Here is a 15,062-nt window from a genome sequence, read left to right as displayed (position 1 = left end):
GCGCCGTGAACTGCATCGAGGACTACGCCCTCATCGGCGACGAACAGACCGCCGCCCTGATCGGCAAGGACGGCTCCGTCGACTGGCTCTGCCTCCCCCGCTTCGACTCGGCCGCCTGTTTCGCCAAGTTGCTCGGCAACCAGGAGAACGGCCACTGGCGGATCGCCCCCAAGGGCGCCGAGGGCAACTGCACCCGCCGCGCCTACCGCCCCGGAACGCTGGTCCTCGACACCGAGTGGGACACCCCGGAGGGGTCGGTCCGGGTCACCGACCTGATGCCGCAGCGGGACCGCGCACCCGACCTCGTACGCGTCGTGGAGGGCCGCAGCGGCCGGGTGACCGTACGCAGCACACTCCGCCTGCGCTTCGACCACGGCTCGATCGTGCCGTGGGTACGCAGGACCGACGGGCACCGGGTGGCCGTCGCGGGCCCGGACTCGGTGTGGCTGCGCAGCGAACCCGCCGTGCGCACCTGGGGCGAGGACTTCGGCACGCACTCGGAGTTCACGGTCGAGAAGGGCGAGAAGGTCGTGTTCGTCCTCACCTGGCACCCCTCCCACGAGCCGCGCCCGCCCCTCGTCGACCCGTACGGGGCACTGCGCAGCAGCGTCACCGACTGGCGGGCGTGGGCAGCCCGCTGCCGTTACGACGGCCCCCACAAGGACGCGGTCGTCCGGTCGCTGATCACCCTCAAGGCCCTCACCTACGCGCCGACCGGCGGCATCGTCGCCGCTCCCACCACCTCACTTCCCGAGGAGATCGGCGGTGTGCGCAACTGGGACTACCGCTACTGCTGGCTGCGCGACTCCACCCTCACCCTGGGCGCGCTGCTGTCGGCGGGCTACCAGGAGGAGGCGGAGGCCTGGCGCAACTGGCTGCTGCGTGCGGTCGCGGGCGACCCGGCGGACCTGCAGATCATGTATGGACTGGCAGGTGAACGGCGGCTTCCGGAGTACGAGCTGCCCTGGCTGACCGGTTTCGCCGGTTCCGCACCCGTGCGGATCGGCAACGACGCCGTACGGCAGTTGCAGCTGGACGTGTACGGCGAGGTCATGGACTCCCTGTCGCTGGCCCGGCTTTCGGGCCTGTCCGTCAAGCCGGACATGTGGCGGCTGCAGTGTGCCCTGATGAAGTTCCTTCGTACGGCGTGGCGGCAGCCGGACGAGGGGCTGTGGGAGGTGCGCGGCGGCCGGCGCCAGTTCGTGCATTCGAAGGTGATGGTGTGGGTGGCCGCCGACCGCGCGGTGCGCACGCTGGAACGGCATCCGGAGCTCAAGGGTGACCTGGCGGGCTGGCGGGAGATGCGCGAGGAGGTGCACCGCGAGGTGTGCGAGCGGGGGTACGACCCCGAGCGGAACACCTTCACGCAGTACTACGGTTCGCGCGAGCTGGATGCCGCGCTGCTGCTCATTCCGCGCGTCGGCTTCCTGCCGCCGGACGACCCGCGCGTGAAGGGAACCATCGACGCGGTGCGCGAGGAGCTGTGCCACCAGGGCTTCCTGCGCCGCTACAGCACCGACGGGACGGTCGTCGACGGGCTGCCCGGCAGCGAGGGCACCTTCCTGGTGTGCTCGTTCTGGCTCGCGGACGCACTGCACATGACGGGTCGTACGGACGAGGCCCGCGAGCTGTTCGAACGACTGGTGGGGATGGCGAACGACGTGGGGCTGCTGGCCGAGGAGTACGACCCCGTGACCGGCCGCCAGCTCGGCAACTTCCCGCAGGCGTTCAGCCATATCGGCCTGGTGAACACGGCCCTCGCCCTGTACGGGGCGGACAGGGCAGGATAGGGGCTATGGATCTTGGACTGAAGGACCGGGTGTACGTCGTCACCGGGGCCACGCGCGGCCTGGGCAACGCCTCCGCGCGCGAGCTCGTGGCCGACGGGGCGAAGGTGGTCATCACCGGGCGGGACGACAAGCGGGTCGCCGACGCGGCGGCGGAGCTGGGGCCGAACGCGTACGGGGTGGCCGTGGACAACGGCGATCCGCAGGCGGCGGCCCGCCTGATCGGTGCCGCGCGCGAGCGGTTCGGCGGCTTCGACGGCATCCTCGTCAGCGTCGGCGGGCCGCCCGCCGGCTTCGTCGCCGACAACACCGACGAGCAGTGGCAGTCGGCGTTCGAGTCGGTGTTCCTGGGTGCGGTACGGCTCGCCCGTGCGGCGGCGGCGGAACTCGAAGCCGGGGGCGTCATCGGGTTTGTGCTGTCCGGCTCGGTGTACGAGCCGATTCCGGGGCTGACCATCTCCAACGGGCTGCGGCCGGGGCTGGCGGGCTTTGCCAAGTCGCTCTCGGACGAGCTGGGGCCGCGGGGTATTCGCGTCGTCGGGGTGCTTCCCGGTCGTATCGACACGGATCGCGTGCGTGAGCTGGACTCCTTGTCCGCGGATCCGGAGGCGACACGTGCGGCTGCCGAGTCGCGTATTCCGCTGCGGCGGTACGGGGCGCCGGAGGAGTTCGGGCGTACGGCCGCGTTCCTGTTGTCGCCGGCTGCGTCCTATCTGACGGGCGTCATGGTGCCGGTGGACGGCGGAGCGCGGCACGGCTTCTGAGAGGCACGTCAACTGACCCTTTCCGCACGGTGCTTGACGCCCCTCAGGCGGACCTCGGCCGGCAGCGACGCCAGGCCCGCCGAATCGCGGGCGTGGGCCAGGGCCTGGGCCGTGAGGCGGTGCAGTGCGTCCCCGGGGTCCACGTGCGGCTCCACCAGGAGCCGTACCCGTGCCTCCGGTGCGCTGCGGCGGCCCGTGAGCTGGACGTGGGCGCGGGCGACGCCGTCCAGGGCGCCCGCCTCACCGGTGAGTACGCCCTCCAGGGCCTGCCCGCGCAGCAGGGCGCCCTCCCCGTCGCCGGTGTCGACGAGCACCTCGGAGAGCCGGCGCCGGCGCAGCACCGCGACCAGCCACCACAGGGCGAGCAGGACGAGGACGGCGAGCGCGGCGAGGACGGTGGGCCACCACCAGCCGGCGCCCTGCCAGCGGGTCCGCTCGGCGTCGCCGAGCAGCACGTCGTTCCTGCCGTGATGGATCCACCAGGACGGGGGGTCGACGCCCAGCCCGACGGCGAGCACCGCCCCGCCCAACACGACCAGCACCAGCCCGACGATCGCGAGCAGCACCCGGTTGACGGTCCTGAGCATCGCGCTCACCCCTTCCGGCCGGGCCGCCGGACGTGCACCGTCAGCGCGGGCCGCCGGGCCAGGCCCAGTCCCCTGATCGCGTCGGCGAGCACGCTGTCCAGGTCGGCGCGTACCTCGTCCAGTTCACGGAAGTGCGAGACCGCCCGTACGTCGGCCCTCTTGCGGCGCATCCGGACCCGTACCGACTGCACACCGGACACCTCCATGGCCCGGTCGCGCAGCACGGTCGCGGCGGCGTCGCGGTGCAGTCCGGCGCGTACGTCGGCATGGGTGCGCCGCATCGGCAGGACAGCTCGCAGGCCGGGCGTCGTGGCCAGCACGATCAGCCAGAGGCCGAGGGCGGCGGCGACGCCGGCGCCAACGAGGACCCAGGTGTCGTCGAGGGGGCGTTCGGCGAGTTGGCGGGCGAGTTCCCGGCGCCAGCGCATGGACGGCCGGTCGGCGCGGACGGCGGCGATGTCGTAGAGGAAGGCGCCCGCGACGACGAGGAGCAGCAGCGCGACGATGCCCGCGGGGATACGGCGGGCCGACCAGAAGCGGTGGTTTCCGCCGTTGTCCGCGTCGGCGGCCGGCAGCGGTTCGTAGGCAGCCGACGAGGCGGACTGGCCGAGTTCGGGCTCGGCCGCCTCCTTCTCGATGACCGGCAGTTGCTGTGTGGTGCCCTCGGAGCCCTGGGACTCGCTCATCGCGCCCTCCCCTGCGCCGCCGCCAGATGCAGCTGCTCCACCTGGACGGCGACCTCCGGAACGTCCATTCCCACCAACGCGCCTACCCGTTCCACGACCCGGCGACGCACCTGCCCGCAGCGGGAGCCGATGTCGCTGGGGTAGTCGAGTTCGAGGTGGATGCGGACCCGGGCGGCGTCGTGGTGCACGACGACCGTGGCGTGCGGGCGGGCCGCCTCGGGCGGCAGCGTGCCGAGCGCCTCGCGGGCCGCCTGCGCGGCGATCTTCGCGACCACGCGGTCGGCGATCAGGGTCGCCCCGCGCTCGCCCGGAGGTACGACGGTGACCGGTCTGCGAGGTTCGGCGGCCCCACTGCTCACGGGCGTCACCGCCGGCGTTCGCCACGCGAACGGAAGAAGTCGCCGACCTCCAGGTCCCCCTCCAGGAACCGGCCGACGACGAACCCGACGGCTCCCAGGGCCGCCACCAGCAGGAAGGCACCGAACCCGCCGAAGTACCCGGCGAAGCCCAGGGCCATCCCGGCGATCATGCCGACCAGGGCCATGCTCATCGTGCGCTCCTCAGCTAGTCAGCGGCGCGTCAGCCGTACGGTGCTCCGGTCGCCGGGGCGTCACTGGATCCGGGTTTCCGTCTCCTCTTCTTCTTCCTCCGGAAGCTTGACATCACTCACCGCGATGTTGACCTCGACGACCTCGAGTCCGGTCATCCGCTCCACGGCCGAGACCACGTTCTCCCGCACGGCCCGCGCGACGTCGGCGATCGCGACGCCGTAGTCGACGACGATCTCCAGATCGAGCGCGGTCTGCACCTCTCCGACCTCGGCCTTCACCCCGCGCGTCACGGACTTCGCCTGGCCGGGCACCCGCTCGCGTACGGCCCCGAAGGTGCGGCTCAGTCCGCTGCCCAACGCATGCACGCCGACGACGTCGCGGGCGGCGAGTCCGGCGATCTTCTCGACGACCCCGTCGGCGATGGTGGTCCTCCCCCGGGTCCCCGGATCGCCGCCGCCACGCCTGGTGGGCTTGCGGGTCTGCACTGGAGGCTGGGTTTCGCTCTCAGGAGCCTGTGTCCGGTTCATCTCGGTCATGACCGTGCGTCCCTTTCGGTCGTCGTCCCCTTCGCCCACGGTAAGCGCGGTTACTCGGGGGCGCGCCAGGAATGCGGCAGGCTGGAGTAATGACGGCGGACGGATGGACACGGGCGGTACGGCGGCAACTGGGGCTCGGCAGGCTTCTGCCGCTGGGCGGCCCGCGCGACGGCGCGTGGATCACGGAGCGGGCGGTGGAGGCGGTGCTGCGGCACGCGGCGGGCGCGGTGCCCGGCGTGCGTCTGGGCGCGGTCGGGATCAGCCTGGCCGATCCGGAGGGCGCCCATGAGCCCGCCGTACCGCCACCGCCGAGCGCCCTGCCGCCCGGCCCCCTCCGTGTGACCGCCGGCTTCGCGGCCACGGCCGCCGAACCGCTGCCGACGGCGGCCTCCCGGCTGCGGAGGGCCCTGGCGGCGGCCGCGTCGCAGCGGCTCGGGCTGACGGTGGCGGAGATCGACCTGCGGGTGACCGCCCTGCTGGACCAGGAGGCGGAACCCGACGCCGTACAACCCCCGGAGCCGCCGCAGGCGCGGGAGTCGACAGACGCCGAGGAAGCCCTGGTGGCCGACGCCGCCCTCGCCGTCCAGGGCGTGAGCCGTCTGACCGGGGCGCTGGGCGGTGTGGGCCGGGCGGTGCACCTCGAGGCGGAGCCGGGCGACCGCGCGCTCCCGCGCCGCCATGTGCGGATCGAACTGGCGGTACGCGCGGACCACCGGGCCGTGGACGTGGCCCGGGAGGTCCGCGCGAAAGTGGGCGAGGCGCTGCCGGATCACCCCACGGTGGCGGTACTGATCACGGCGGTCGGCTGACCGTCCTACTCGCCGATGCCCGCCAGATCCCGCAACCGGCGCGCCTGAGCGGCGCGTTCGGCGACCCGCTGCTCCTCGTACGTACGTTCTCCCACACCCCGCAGCAGGGCCTTGGTCTCGATGACCGCGTCCCGTGGCGCGGCAAGGAGCGCCGCCGTCAGGTCCCGTACGGCGCCGTCGAGTTCGGCCGGCGGCACGGCGACGTTCGCCAGCCCCGTACTCACGGCCTCCTCGGCCTGTACGAAGCGCCCGGTCGCGCAGATTTCGAGCGCACGGGCATAGCCGACGAGCCCGACCAGCGGATGGGTGCCGGTCAGGTCCGGCACCAGCCCCAGGCTGGTCTCGCGCATGGCGAACTGCACGTCGTCCGCGACGACGCGCAGGTCGCAGGCGAGGGCGAGTTGGAAGCCCGCGCCGATGGCATGCCCCTGCACCGCGGCGATGGACACGATGTCGCTGCGCCGCCACCAGGTGAACGCCTCCTGGTACTCGGCGATGGTCGCGTCCAGCTCGGCGTCACCGCCGCGCGCGAGGTCGATGAAGGACGGCTCGCCCTCGAAGCCCTCGGGCGTGAACGCCTGCCGGTCGAGCCCGGCCGAGAAGGACTTGCCCTCGGCGCGCAGCACGACCACGCGGACGGTGCCCGGCAGCAACCGGCCCGCCTCGGCCAGCGCCCGCCACAGAGCGGGGCTCTGCGCGTTGCGCTTGGCCGGATTGGTCAGCGTCACCGTGGCGATGGCGTCGTCGACGGTGAGCCGTACGCCGTCCTTGTCGAGTACCGGGTCGAGCGAAGCCATGGGGCGCCTCCGATGGGTGCGGTCATCGTGAGTGCCGTACGACGGCACTCATAAGTGACTGCACAGTAACCACCCAGCCGATCACCTGACCGACCGGGTGGCCACCATCGAAGTCGAGGGGCCTCGCCCGGGGGTCAGGCCGAAGCGGCCTTCTTGCCCCGTGTCGCCCCGCCACGCCCACGGAGCGTGACGCCCGACTCGCTGAGCATGCGGTGTACGAAGCCATACGAGCGGCCGGTCTCCTCGGCCAACGCCCGGATGCTCGCACCGGCGTCGTACTTCTTCTTCAGGTCTGCCGCGAGCTTGTCGCGCGCGGCGCCGGTCACCCGGCTGCCCTTCTTCAGAGTCTCGGCCACCCGTGCCTCCTCATGGGAAGTGCGCTCTGGTCCCCTCATGATCACCCCTCCGGGGCTTCCTGGCCACCCATTCGGCAAGGTCCGTGGGTGAGGGTTTTGACGACAGGAGCACATCCCCACAAGCGGAATCTGTACTTCCACCAGGTGATGCGCATACGACCGAACGGGTTGTTCCGTGAATCACCAGGTCAGGAACGGGGCGCGGCCGACCCCTTGTCGACAAAGGGATCGGCCGCGAAACCGGTGTAGGACACACCGGGGTACGAGGAGATCTCACACAGATGATGGATCACCGATGGGCCGAATGATCCATACGCGTGGATCACTCATTCGATCAAGCGGCACTGACCGCCCCCGCCGGCTCAGGCGAGGGCGACCAGATCGGCGTAGTCGGCGCCCCACAGGTCCTCGACGCCGTCCGGCAGCAGGATGATCCGCTCCGGCTGGAGCGCCTCGACGGCGCCCTCGTCGTGGGTGACGAGGACGACGGCGCCCTTGTAGGTGCGCAGCGCGCCGAGGATCTCCTCGCGGCTGGCCGGGTCGAGGTTGTTCGTCGGCTCGTCGAGGAGCAGGACGTTGGCCGACGACACCACGAGGGTGGCGAGGGCGAGGCGGGTCTTCTCGCCGCCGGAGAGGACCCCGGCCGGCTTGTCGACGTCGTCGCCGGAGAACAGGAACGAGCCGAGCACCTTGCGGACCGCGACCAGGTCCATGTCGGGCGCGGCCGAGCGCATGTTCTCCAGCACCGTGCGGTCGGGGTCGAGGGTCTCGTGCTCCTGGGCGTAGTAGCCCAGCTTGAGGCCGTGGCCCTCGATCACCGCGCCGGTGTCGGGCTTCTCGACCCCGGCCAGCAGGCGCAGCAGGGTGGTCTTGCCGGCGCCGTTCAGGCCGAGGATGACCACGCGGGAGCCCTTGTCGATGGCCAGGTCGACGTCGGTGAAGATCTCCAGCGAGCCGTACGACTTGGACAGGCCCTCGGCGGTCAGCGGGGTCTTGCCGCAGGGCGCGGGCTCGGGGAAGCGCAGCTTGGCGACCTTGTCCGACTGGCGGACCTCCTCGAGGCCGGACAGCAGCTTCTCCGCGCGGCGGGCCATGTTCTGCGCGGCGACCGTCTTGGTGGCCTTGGCGCGCATCTTGTCGGCCTGCGCGTTGAGCGCGGCGGCCTTCTTCTCCGCGTTGGCCCGCTCCCGCTTGCGGCGCTTCTCGTCGGCCTCGCGCTGCTGCTGGTAGAGCTTCCAGCCCATGTTGTAGATGTCGATCTGGGCGCGGTTGGCATCCAGGTAGAACACCTTGTTGACGACCGTCTCGACCAGGTCGACATCGTGGGAGATCACGATGAAGCCGCCGCGGTACGTCTTGAGGTAGTCCCGCAGCCAGATGATCGAGTCGGCGTCGAGGTGGTTGGTGGGCTCGTCGAGCAGCAGCGTGTCCGCGTCGGAGAACAGGATCCGGGCCAGCTCGATACGGCGGCGCTGACCGCCGGAGAGCGTGTGCAGCGGCTGGCCGAGCACCCGGTCGGGCAGGTTGAGCGCGGCGGCGATGGTGGCGGCCTCGGCCTCGGCGGCGTATCCGCCCTTGGTGAGGAACTCCGTCTCCTGGCGCTCGTACTGCTTCATCGCCTTCTCGCGGGTGGCGCCCTTACCGGTGGCGATGCGCTGCTCGTTCTCGCGCATCTTGCGGATCAGGACGTCGAGGCCACGCGCGGACAGGACGCGGTCGCGGGCGAGGATGTCGAGGTCGCCGGTGCGGGGGTCCTGCGGGAGGTAGCCGACCTCGCCGGAGCGGGTGACGGCGCCGGCGGCGGGGATGCCCTCGCCGGCCAGGACCTTGGTGAGGGTGGTCTTGCCGGCGCCGTTGCGGCCGACCAGGCCGATGCGGTCGCCCTTGGCGACACGGAAGGTTGCGGATTCGATGAGGACGCGGGCACCGGCGCGCAGCTCGATACCGGAGGCGGAGATCACGGACAGACTCCAGGGCGGGTTGTGAGGCGGGACAGGCGGCTGAGGGACTTCCCGCCGTCTAATGCACGAGGAGAATGGCCATGGACCCAGTCTAACGGGGCGCTGCAACCAGTTTTTGCGGGTTCAGATGTTCGGCCCGCGGCCGAGGACCTCGTTGCCCAGGGGCCTGCGGTGCGGGGCGATCCGGCCCAGGTCGTCGACGGCGACGAGCTGCGCGGTCCACGCGCCCCGGGCGCAGGGCTGGGCGATCAGCAGGGCTCCGCCGCGGTGCAGCGCACGTTCGGGCGCGAACCAGCATCCCTTGCGGGCGGGCAGCACCCAGCGCAGGTCTCCGTCGGCGGTGCGGTACGCGGCGACGCGGCGCGGGGTGAGGACGGCGAGGATGCCGCGGCCGAGGGGGCGCAGCACGCCGGTGCCGCCGTGGGCCGTGAGCCAGTCGGCGGATGCGGGCAGAGCGCGGTGCCAGCGCACGGCCCTGCCGTCGGTGGCGGTGACGAAGCCGTCGTCCCAGAGCGTGATCGCCTCCCCGCGCGCGGGGAGCACGGTGAGCGGCCGCCGGCCGTCACGGGCGTGGCGCCAGCGGACCTCGCCGGTCGTCGGGTCGTACGCCTCGACGGTTCCGTCACGGGTGCGCAGGTCCGTCGGGTGCTGCACACGCGCGTGGACGGTGAGGCGGTCTCCGTAGGGGGCGGGGCGCGCCTGGTGGGCGGCGGCGAGGAGGGGGGCCGCGAGGAGAAGGGCGGCCCCGGCGGCCACAAGGCGGCGGAGGGTGCGCAGCGGGGCCTTCGAGACCGGGGCGTGGGGGCTCGTCCGCGTCACCTCGACCGGCAGAACGATCACCACGCCCCCTTCGTCCGGAGCCCACTGCTCGCCGCTTCCCACACGGACAGGCGCAGAGCGTAGCCACGCGCGGGACGGGGCGCGGGGTGCGCCGTCGGGACACGACGCGGGGGCGAGGGCGGGTCCCCCGTTCGGACGCCCGCCCGGCGTCGGCTTCCTCCCGGTCGCGGGGCGTTGTCAGTGGCGGGTGCAAGACTGAGCAACAGGCAGCATTTCCGGGCTTGTTTCCGGATTGTCTCCGGGATTTCCGGACTGGAGATCCCGGCATTTCAGGCAGCGATACACAAGGGAGTGATCGGCATGGCGGGCACCGGCAGTGGGCGTCCGAGCATCTTTCCGACGCTGCTGTACTCGGACGCGAAGGCGGCGATCCGGCAGCTGACGGAGGCCTTCGGCTTCACGGAACTGTCCTTGTACGAGAGCCAGGACGGCACGGTGATGCATGCCGAGCTGGTCCAGGGCAACGGCGCGGTGATGCTCGGCTCGAAGGGCCGCGGCGGCCGCTTCGACGAGGCGATGAAGGGCGCGGGCCCGACGGGGGTGTACGTCGTCGTGGACGACGTCGACGCACACCACCAGCGGGCCGTGGACCACGGCGCGGAGATCCTGATGCCCCCGACGGACCAGGACTACGGCTCGCGGGACTACATGGCCCTGGACCTCGAGGGCAACATCTGGAGCTTCGGGACGTACGGCCCGCAGATAGAGGCCTGAGCCGGGTCAGCTGCCCCCGGTGTGCACCTGGAAGGCCGCACGGCGTACGGCCTTGGCCAGGGCGGGGTCGGGGTGGGCCGCGGCGAGCGCGACCAGGACCTGGACGGTGCGGGGATGGCCGACCGCGCGCACTTCGTCGAGCAGCGCGGGCACCGTCGGCTGCACGGCGGACTCCAGATGCCGGACGAGCAGGGGCGCCTCGCCGTGGTCGGCGACGGCGGCCGCCGTGTCGACCCACAGCCAGGTGGCCTCCTCCCGGGTGAGCACCTCGTGGGCGTCCTCCGGGTCGGCTCCGTCGTGTTCGGCGAGCCACAGCAGGGCGTACGGCCGCAGGGTCGGCTCGTCGAGCGCGGTGCGTACGTCGGGCTCGGCGGGGGCGCCGACGACGCGCAGCGCCTCGAAGGCGAGGCCGCGCAGCAGGGCGTCCTCGCCGCGGGCGGCGTCGAGGAGTTCGGTGACGGCGCTGCCGACGGGGCGGGCGGCGAGCCAGGCGCGGTACTCGGCGCGGGCCGCGTTCGGGCGCAGCTGGGCGCAGCCGCGGAGCATGTCCTCGGCGGCCGCCTCGATGTTCCCGGCGGGGCTCTGCGCGGCGACGCAGATCTGCTCCAGCTTGACCCAGACCGCCCAGCTGCCCAGCGGGGTGAGGGTGGCCTGGCCGTCGCCGTAGGTGAGTGCGCCGACGGAGGCGAGGGCGTGCAGGGCCCAGTCGAGGAGAGGGGCCAGTTCGGCGTCGTCCCCGCGGGGCTCGGGGTGCGCCGGGCCGGCGTCGGTGGGGGGCGCGGGGGCCGGGATGCGCGCGGGTTCGCGTGGCGGGCCGTAGGGGACTTCGCAGCGCTCGGTGCGCAGTTCTCTGACACGTTGTGCCAGCAGGTCGAGGAGCTGCTCGACGGGGACCGGTCCGGCGGACAGCTGGAGGAAGGAGAGCACCTGAGGCATGGCCGAGACGACCTCGGCGACGGCGGCGGGCTCGTGGTCGGCGGGTTCCGGGTGGGCGAGCGACCAGGCGTCGAACAGGGCGACCCAGCCGCGCAGAACGGCGGTGTCGTCACGGTCCCAGGCCCGCAGCCGCCAGCCGGGGCGGGCGCTGTCGCCGTGCACCTCGACGAGGCCGGCGAGGCGGGCGGTGTCCCAGTCGGCGCGGACCTGGGCCGGCGTCAGACCCAGGTGCTCGGCCGCCCGTTCGGCGGTCGCGTCGGCCAGGGCGGCCTTGCCGTCGGAGGTCGCGTTGTCCCTGCCGGGGCCGAGTGCGGTGTCGGCCCAGCGGGCGACGCGGGCCGCGCCGGCCAGCCGGGAACGTGCCATTCCAGCCAGCTCCGAGGGGGCGGGCGTGCCCTCCGGCGGGCGGGGCGCGGGGCGGCGCGAGCGCCGCTGGTTCATCGCTCGGGGGGCGGCGGCCAGGGGTCGCGGGCGGACGAGTCGAAGCCTGGAGTCGCGCGGGATACGGGACGTCACGGGTGCAGTCTTCCGGTTGACGGTCCGAAAACCCAAACGGAATGTCACGGGCGGCGACGGGACTGGCCAACGCAAGGCTCTTCCGGCGGCTGTGGGCCGAGATCCGGACAGTGGTACGGCGTTAAACGGAACCGTCGCGGCCGGGACTCACATCAGCGGTGTCAGGAAGCGGCGGAGGGCTTCCTCGTATGCCGACGGGTCGGCGTTCCACAGGGCGCTGTGCGGGGCCTGCCGGACGGTGTGGAGGGCGACCAGGTCGGGGCGGCGTTCGGCCAGTCGGCGGGAGTAGGCCCAAGGGGCAACCGTGTCGTCGGGGCCGTGGAAGACAAGGGTCGGGATCTTGAGCCGTTCGGGGTGGGCGGCCTCGTCGATGCGGTCGCCGTACAGACCGGTGCGGCCCTGGGCGGCGCGCACGGCCAGCGGCAGCAGGGGTGCGGGCATCCGCCGGGCCGCGGCCAGGGCGCGCAGCGTCGCCTCCCAGTTGAGGACCGGGGAGTCGAGCACCAGGCCGCGGATGCGGTCGCGGTCGGCGGAGTGCGCGGCGGCGCGCAGGGCCATGGTGGCGCCGGTCGACCAGCCGTACAGGACGACCCGCTCGGCGCCGTACCGCACGGCGTAGCGGATCGCCGCGTCCAGGTCGCGCCACTCGGTCTCGCCGAGATGGTTCAGGCCGTCGGGCGGGCGGGGTGCGCCGAGGTCGCCGCGGTAGGCGAGGTCGAGCACGGGGAAGCGGAGGCCGTGCAGGAACTCCATGACGTTCATGGGGTGTTCCCGTGTCGTGCCCAGGCCGTGCACGGTGATCACCCAGATGTCCCTGGCGGCGGGCACGAACCAGGCGGGCAGGACGCCGAGTTCACCGGGCACGTCGATGTCGGTGTGGTCGAGACCGAGGGCGGCGCCGGGGTCGCCGATGTGCAGGTTGGGAGTGAGCCACACCTTGTCGCCCGGCTCCAGGCTGCCGTGCGTGACGCGCTCCAGGCGGCGGACGACGGCGTCGGCGGGGTGCGGGGCGCTGTCCAGGACGGGGCCGACGACCGCGTGGGATCCGTCGCCGGAGAGGCCGTAGGTGCCGGGGCGCTGGGAGGCCAGGGCACGGGTGAGGGTGACGCGGCCCGCGGCCGTGCCGTGCACGGTGAGCCGGGGTTCGGTGGGCAGGGGTCGGCCCGGCGGCGCCTTCAGTGCGGCGCCGCTGGCGAACCGGCCGGCGGCCACGGCGGCGGCGCCGACCGCGGTCATCGCGGTGACGGCGGCGGCCGCCGCTTTGACAGTGCGCACGGATCCAGTGTCCTGGCGGACGTCGGCGGGGGCCAGTGGGAGGGGGGCTCGGGGTGATGCGGCTTGGGGCGTTGAGGGGGCGGGTGGAGGGTGGGGGTGGGATCGGTCACCGGCGCATGCCGGTGCCGCTGCGCCCACCCGTGCCGCCCCAGCGGCACGACTGCCCGCAGCTACGTGGCATGGCTGCCCGCAGCTCCGCTCGCGTCACTCCCGCTGCCCGTACCCCCGCAACCGCTCTCCCGCCGCCCTCAGCTGGTCGTCGGACAGGAGGGTCGGGGTCAGGCCGGGGATCGAGGAGGCGGTCAGCCAGAGGTGGCACATCCACTCGAGCTGGGCGGTGCGGTCGTAGGCCTGGTCGAGGGTGGCGCCGTAGGTGAGGGTGCCGTGGTTCTGGAGGAGGCAGCCGGAGCGGTCGGCGAGGGCGTGCAGCATGTTCTCGGCCAACTCCTCGGTGCCGTACGTTGCATACGGGGCAACCCGGACGGGCCCGCCGAGCGCGCCGGCCATGTAGTGGATCGCGGGGAGCTCGCGGACGAGCGTCGAGACGGCGGTGGCGTGCACGGCGTGGGTGTGGACGACGGCGCGGGCGTCGGTGGTGCGGTACACGGCGAGATGCATGGGCAGTTCGCTCGTCGGGACGAGCGTGCCGCGCACCTGCCGTCCGTCGAGGTCGACGGCGGTCAGGTCGTCCGGCGTGAGCCGGTCGTAGGGGACGCCCGACGGTGTGACCAGGACCGTGTCCCGGACGCGTACGGACACATTGCCGGACGTACCGACGACCAGTCCGTCGGTCACGGTCCGGCGGGCCGTCGCCACGAGCGCCTGCCAGGCCCGGAACTCCTCGTCCCGCACACCGCCCATCCGCGACTCCCCCACTTCCTGTGCGCCCTCCCGGCCGCCCCGGACGTCCCGCTGGTCCCGCCGCTTTTCCGCCATGCCGCGATCCTGCCAGGGAGGCCGTCGGGCGGTTGCCGCGCCGGAGCACTGTAGGGCGGAAGCGGCACGTCCGGAAGGGTGCATATCAGCACAGATCCCCCTTCACCCCTACTTGGCCGGAGATCGATGAGCATTCAACGATCTTCCCGTACTCTCTGGGGGGATTTGTCATGCACGTTGCCATTCCGGGGGGGAACATGGCCCGTGACCGCAAACCGTTCCGCCATCGCAGCCGCCTCGCCGCGGCGTCGGTGGCGGCCCTCGCGATCGGGGGGACCGCACTGGCCGAGATTCCGGCCACGGCGGCGAGCAAGCCGAAGGGGCACGACGTCTCGTCGCATCAGAAGAACGTCGACTGGCAGAGCGCGAAGTCGAAAGGCGCCCGGTTCGCCTACGTCAAGGCGACCGAGTCCACCACGTACCGCAACCCGTACTTCAGCCAGCAGTACAACGGCGCGCGGAACGCGGGCCTGATACGCGGGGCGTACCACTTCGCACTGCCGAACAAGTCGTCGGGCAAGGCCCAGGCGGCGTACTTCGTCCGCAACGGCGGCGCCTGGCGCGGGGACGGCTGGACGCTGCCACCCGCGCTCGACATCGAGTACAACCCGTACGACAAGAAGCACAAGTGCTACGGCCTGAGCAAGGCGAAGATGGTCAGCTGGATCAAGGCCTTCAGCGACGAGGTGAAGCGGCTCACCGGCCGCCGCCCCGTGATCTACACCACCACCCACTGGTGGAACACCTGCACGGGCGGCAGTCGCACCTTCGCCGGCAATCACGCACTGTGGATAGCGCGCTACGACTCGGCGAGCGCGGGAACACTCCCGGCCGGGTGGTCGTTCTGGACGCTCTGGCAGTACGACAACAGCGGCAGCCTGCCGGGTGACCAGAATCTCTTCAACGGCTCGACGACCCAGTTGAGGAAGTTCGCAAAGGGTTCGTAGCCGGACACCACGGGGCCGTCGATCCCTGACCGGACGGCGGCCCCCACCTTGCGACACCAGGGAG

General features: G+C 72.4%; 17 protein-coding genes. 5 read left to right on the top strand and 12 right to left on the bottom strand.

Translation table 11 applies throughout. The features are described from left to right. Nucleotides 1-5: 5 nt before the first annotated feature. On the top strand, nucleotides 6-1,790 hold the full coding sequence (locus tag ACFVJQ_RS32020) for a glycoside hydrolase family 15 protein (protein ID WP_385789128.1): 1,785 nt from the start codon (nucleotides 6-8) through the stop codon (nucleotides 1,788-1,790). A 5-nt stretch (nucleotides 1,791-1,795) separates the two neighbouring features. Continuing rightward, complete coding sequence (locus tag ACFVJQ_RS32015) at nucleotides 1,796-2,551, top strand: SDR family oxidoreductase (protein ID WP_385258050.1); 756 nt, start codon at nucleotides 1,796-1,798, stop codon at nucleotides 2,549-2,551. 8 nt (nucleotides 2,552-2,559) lie between these two features. Here the strand turns inward: ACFVJQ_RS32015 and amaP are convergent, their stop codons facing one another. The 5 genes from amaP to ACFVJQ_RS31990 are packed head-to-tail and all read right to left on the bottom strand — an operon-like array spanning nucleotide 2,560 to nucleotide 4,911. Next, nucleotides 2,560-3,138, bottom strand: coding sequence for an alkaline shock response membrane anchor protein AmaP (gene amaP, locus ACFVJQ_RS32010; RefSeq protein ID WP_385515857.1), 579 nt, complete (start codon nucleotides 3,136-3,138; stop codon nucleotides 2,560-2,562). A gap of 5 nt (nucleotides 3,139-3,143) precedes the next feature. After that, entirely contained in the window at nucleotides 3,144-3,824 is a 681-nt protein-coding gene (locus ACFVJQ_RS32005; protein ID WP_385515856.1) for a DUF6286 domain-containing protein, read from the bottom strand. Continuing rightward, nucleotides 3,821-4,192, bottom strand: coding sequence for a hypothetical protein (locus ACFVJQ_RS32000; RefSeq protein ID WP_385515855.1), 372 nt, complete (start codon nucleotides 4,190-4,192; stop codon nucleotides 3,821-3,823). Before ACFVJQ_RS32000 ends, ACFVJQ_RS32005 begins: the two co-directional genes overlap by 4 nt. Further along, nucleotides 4,189-4,374: a hypothetical protein gene (locus tag ACFVJQ_RS31995; protein ID WP_385515854.1), complete on the bottom strand. Its 186-nt coding sequence runs from the start codon at nucleotides 4,372-4,374 to the stop codon at nucleotides 4,189-4,191. Before ACFVJQ_RS31995 ends, ACFVJQ_RS32000 begins: the two co-directional genes overlap by 4 nt. A 60-nt stretch (nucleotides 4,375-4,434) precedes the next feature. Next, complete coding sequence (locus ACFVJQ_RS31990) at nucleotides 4,435-4,911, bottom strand: Asp23/Gls24 family envelope stress response protein (protein ID WP_385515853.1); 477 nt, start codon at nucleotides 4,909-4,911, stop codon at nucleotides 4,435-4,437. 89 nt (nucleotides 4,912-5,000) lie between these two features. Here ACFVJQ_RS31990 and ACFVJQ_RS31985 point away from each other — a divergent pair, with 89 nt between their 5' ends. Then, complete coding sequence (locus tag ACFVJQ_RS31985; RefSeq protein WP_385789066.1) at nucleotides 5,001-5,720, top strand: nucleopolyhedrovirus P10 family protein; 720 nt, start codon at nucleotides 5,001-5,003, stop codon at nucleotides 5,718-5,720. A 5-nt stretch (nucleotides 5,721-5,725) separates the two neighbouring features. Here the strand turns inward: ACFVJQ_RS31985 and ACFVJQ_RS31980 are convergent, their stop codons facing one another. The 4 genes from ACFVJQ_RS31980 to ACFVJQ_RS31965 form a co-directional block, all read right to left on the bottom strand. Continuing rightward, nucleotides 5,726-6,517 (bottom strand): enoyl-CoA hydratase/isomerase family protein, encoded by a 792-nt coding sequence (locus tag ACFVJQ_RS31980; RefSeq protein WP_385789064.1) that lies wholly within the window; start codon nucleotides 6,515-6,517, stop codon nucleotides 5,726-5,728. 134 nt (nucleotides 6,518-6,651) lie between these two features. Then, nucleotides 6,652-6,873, bottom strand: coding sequence for a helix-turn-helix domain-containing protein (locus ACFVJQ_RS31975; RefSeq protein WP_018567695.1), 222 nt, complete (start codon nucleotides 6,871-6,873; stop codon nucleotides 6,652-6,654). A 362-nt stretch (nucleotides 6,874-7,235) separates the two neighbouring features. Beyond that, entirely contained in the window at nucleotides 7,236-8,834 is a 1,599-nt protein-coding gene (locus tag ACFVJQ_RS31970) for an ABC-F family ATP-binding cassette domain-containing protein (RefSeq protein ID WP_385515851.1), read from the bottom strand. Nucleotides 8,835-8,957: 123 nt separating this feature from the next. Next, nucleotides 8,958-9,674 carry a PQQ-binding-like beta-propeller repeat protein gene (locus ACFVJQ_RS31965; RefSeq protein ID WP_385789062.1) on the bottom strand — a complete coding sequence of 239 codons (717 nt, stop codon included), beginning with the start codon at nucleotides 9,672-9,674 and terminating at the stop codon, nucleotides 8,958-8,960. Between the two features lie 300 nt (nucleotides 9,675-9,974). Here ACFVJQ_RS31965 and ACFVJQ_RS31960 point away from each other — a divergent pair, with 300 nt between their 5' ends. After that, a complete protein-coding gene (locus tag ACFVJQ_RS31960) occupies nucleotides 9,975-10,388 on the top strand; it encodes a VOC family protein (RefSeq protein ID WP_385515849.1) in 414 nt (137 codons plus the stop codon). Between the two features lie 6 nt (nucleotides 10,389-10,394). Here the strand turns inward: ACFVJQ_RS31960 and ACFVJQ_RS31955 are convergent, their stop codons facing one another. The 3 genes from ACFVJQ_RS31955 to ACFVJQ_RS31945 form a co-directional block, all read right to left on the bottom strand. Continuing rightward, the gene (locus ACFVJQ_RS31955) at nucleotides 10,395-11,840 is read right to left on the bottom strand and encodes a hypothetical protein (protein ID WP_385789060.1); all 1,446 of its coding nucleotides are present in this window, start codon (nucleotides 11,838-11,840) and stop codon (nucleotides 10,395-10,397) included. Between the two features lie 147 nt (nucleotides 11,841-11,987). Beyond that, complete coding sequence (locus tag ACFVJQ_RS31950) at nucleotides 11,988-13,115, bottom strand: alpha/beta hydrolase family protein (RefSeq protein ID WP_385515847.1); 1,128 nt, start codon at nucleotides 13,113-13,115, stop codon at nucleotides 11,988-11,990. A 204-nt stretch (nucleotides 13,116-13,319) separates the two neighbouring features. Further along, nucleotides 13,320-14,051 carry a class II aldolase/adducin family protein gene (locus ACFVJQ_RS31945; RefSeq protein WP_385515846.1) on the bottom strand — a complete coding sequence of 244 codons (732 nt, stop codon included), beginning with the start codon at nucleotides 14,049-14,051 and terminating at the stop codon, nucleotides 13,320-13,322. A 197-nt stretch (nucleotides 14,052-14,248) separates the two neighbouring features. On the opposite strand from ACFVJQ_RS31945, the gene ACFVJQ_RS31940 reads away from it, so the two are divergent. Next, nucleotides 14,249-14,998 carry a lysozyme gene (locus ACFVJQ_RS31940; protein ID WP_385789057.1) on the top strand — a complete coding sequence of 250 codons (750 nt, stop codon included), beginning with the start codon at nucleotides 14,249-14,251 and terminating at the stop codon, nucleotides 14,996-14,998. The last annotated feature ends 64 nt before the right edge of the window (nucleotides 14,999-15,062 follow it).

It is taken from the genome of Streptomyces sp. NPDC127197 (assembly GCF_042672405.1).
Taxonomy (GTDB): domain Bacteria; phylum Actinomycetota; class Actinomycetes; order Streptomycetales; family Streptomycetaceae; genus Streptomyces; species Streptomyces flavusporus.
This window is presented reverse-complemented; position numbering and strand designations above follow the sequence as displayed.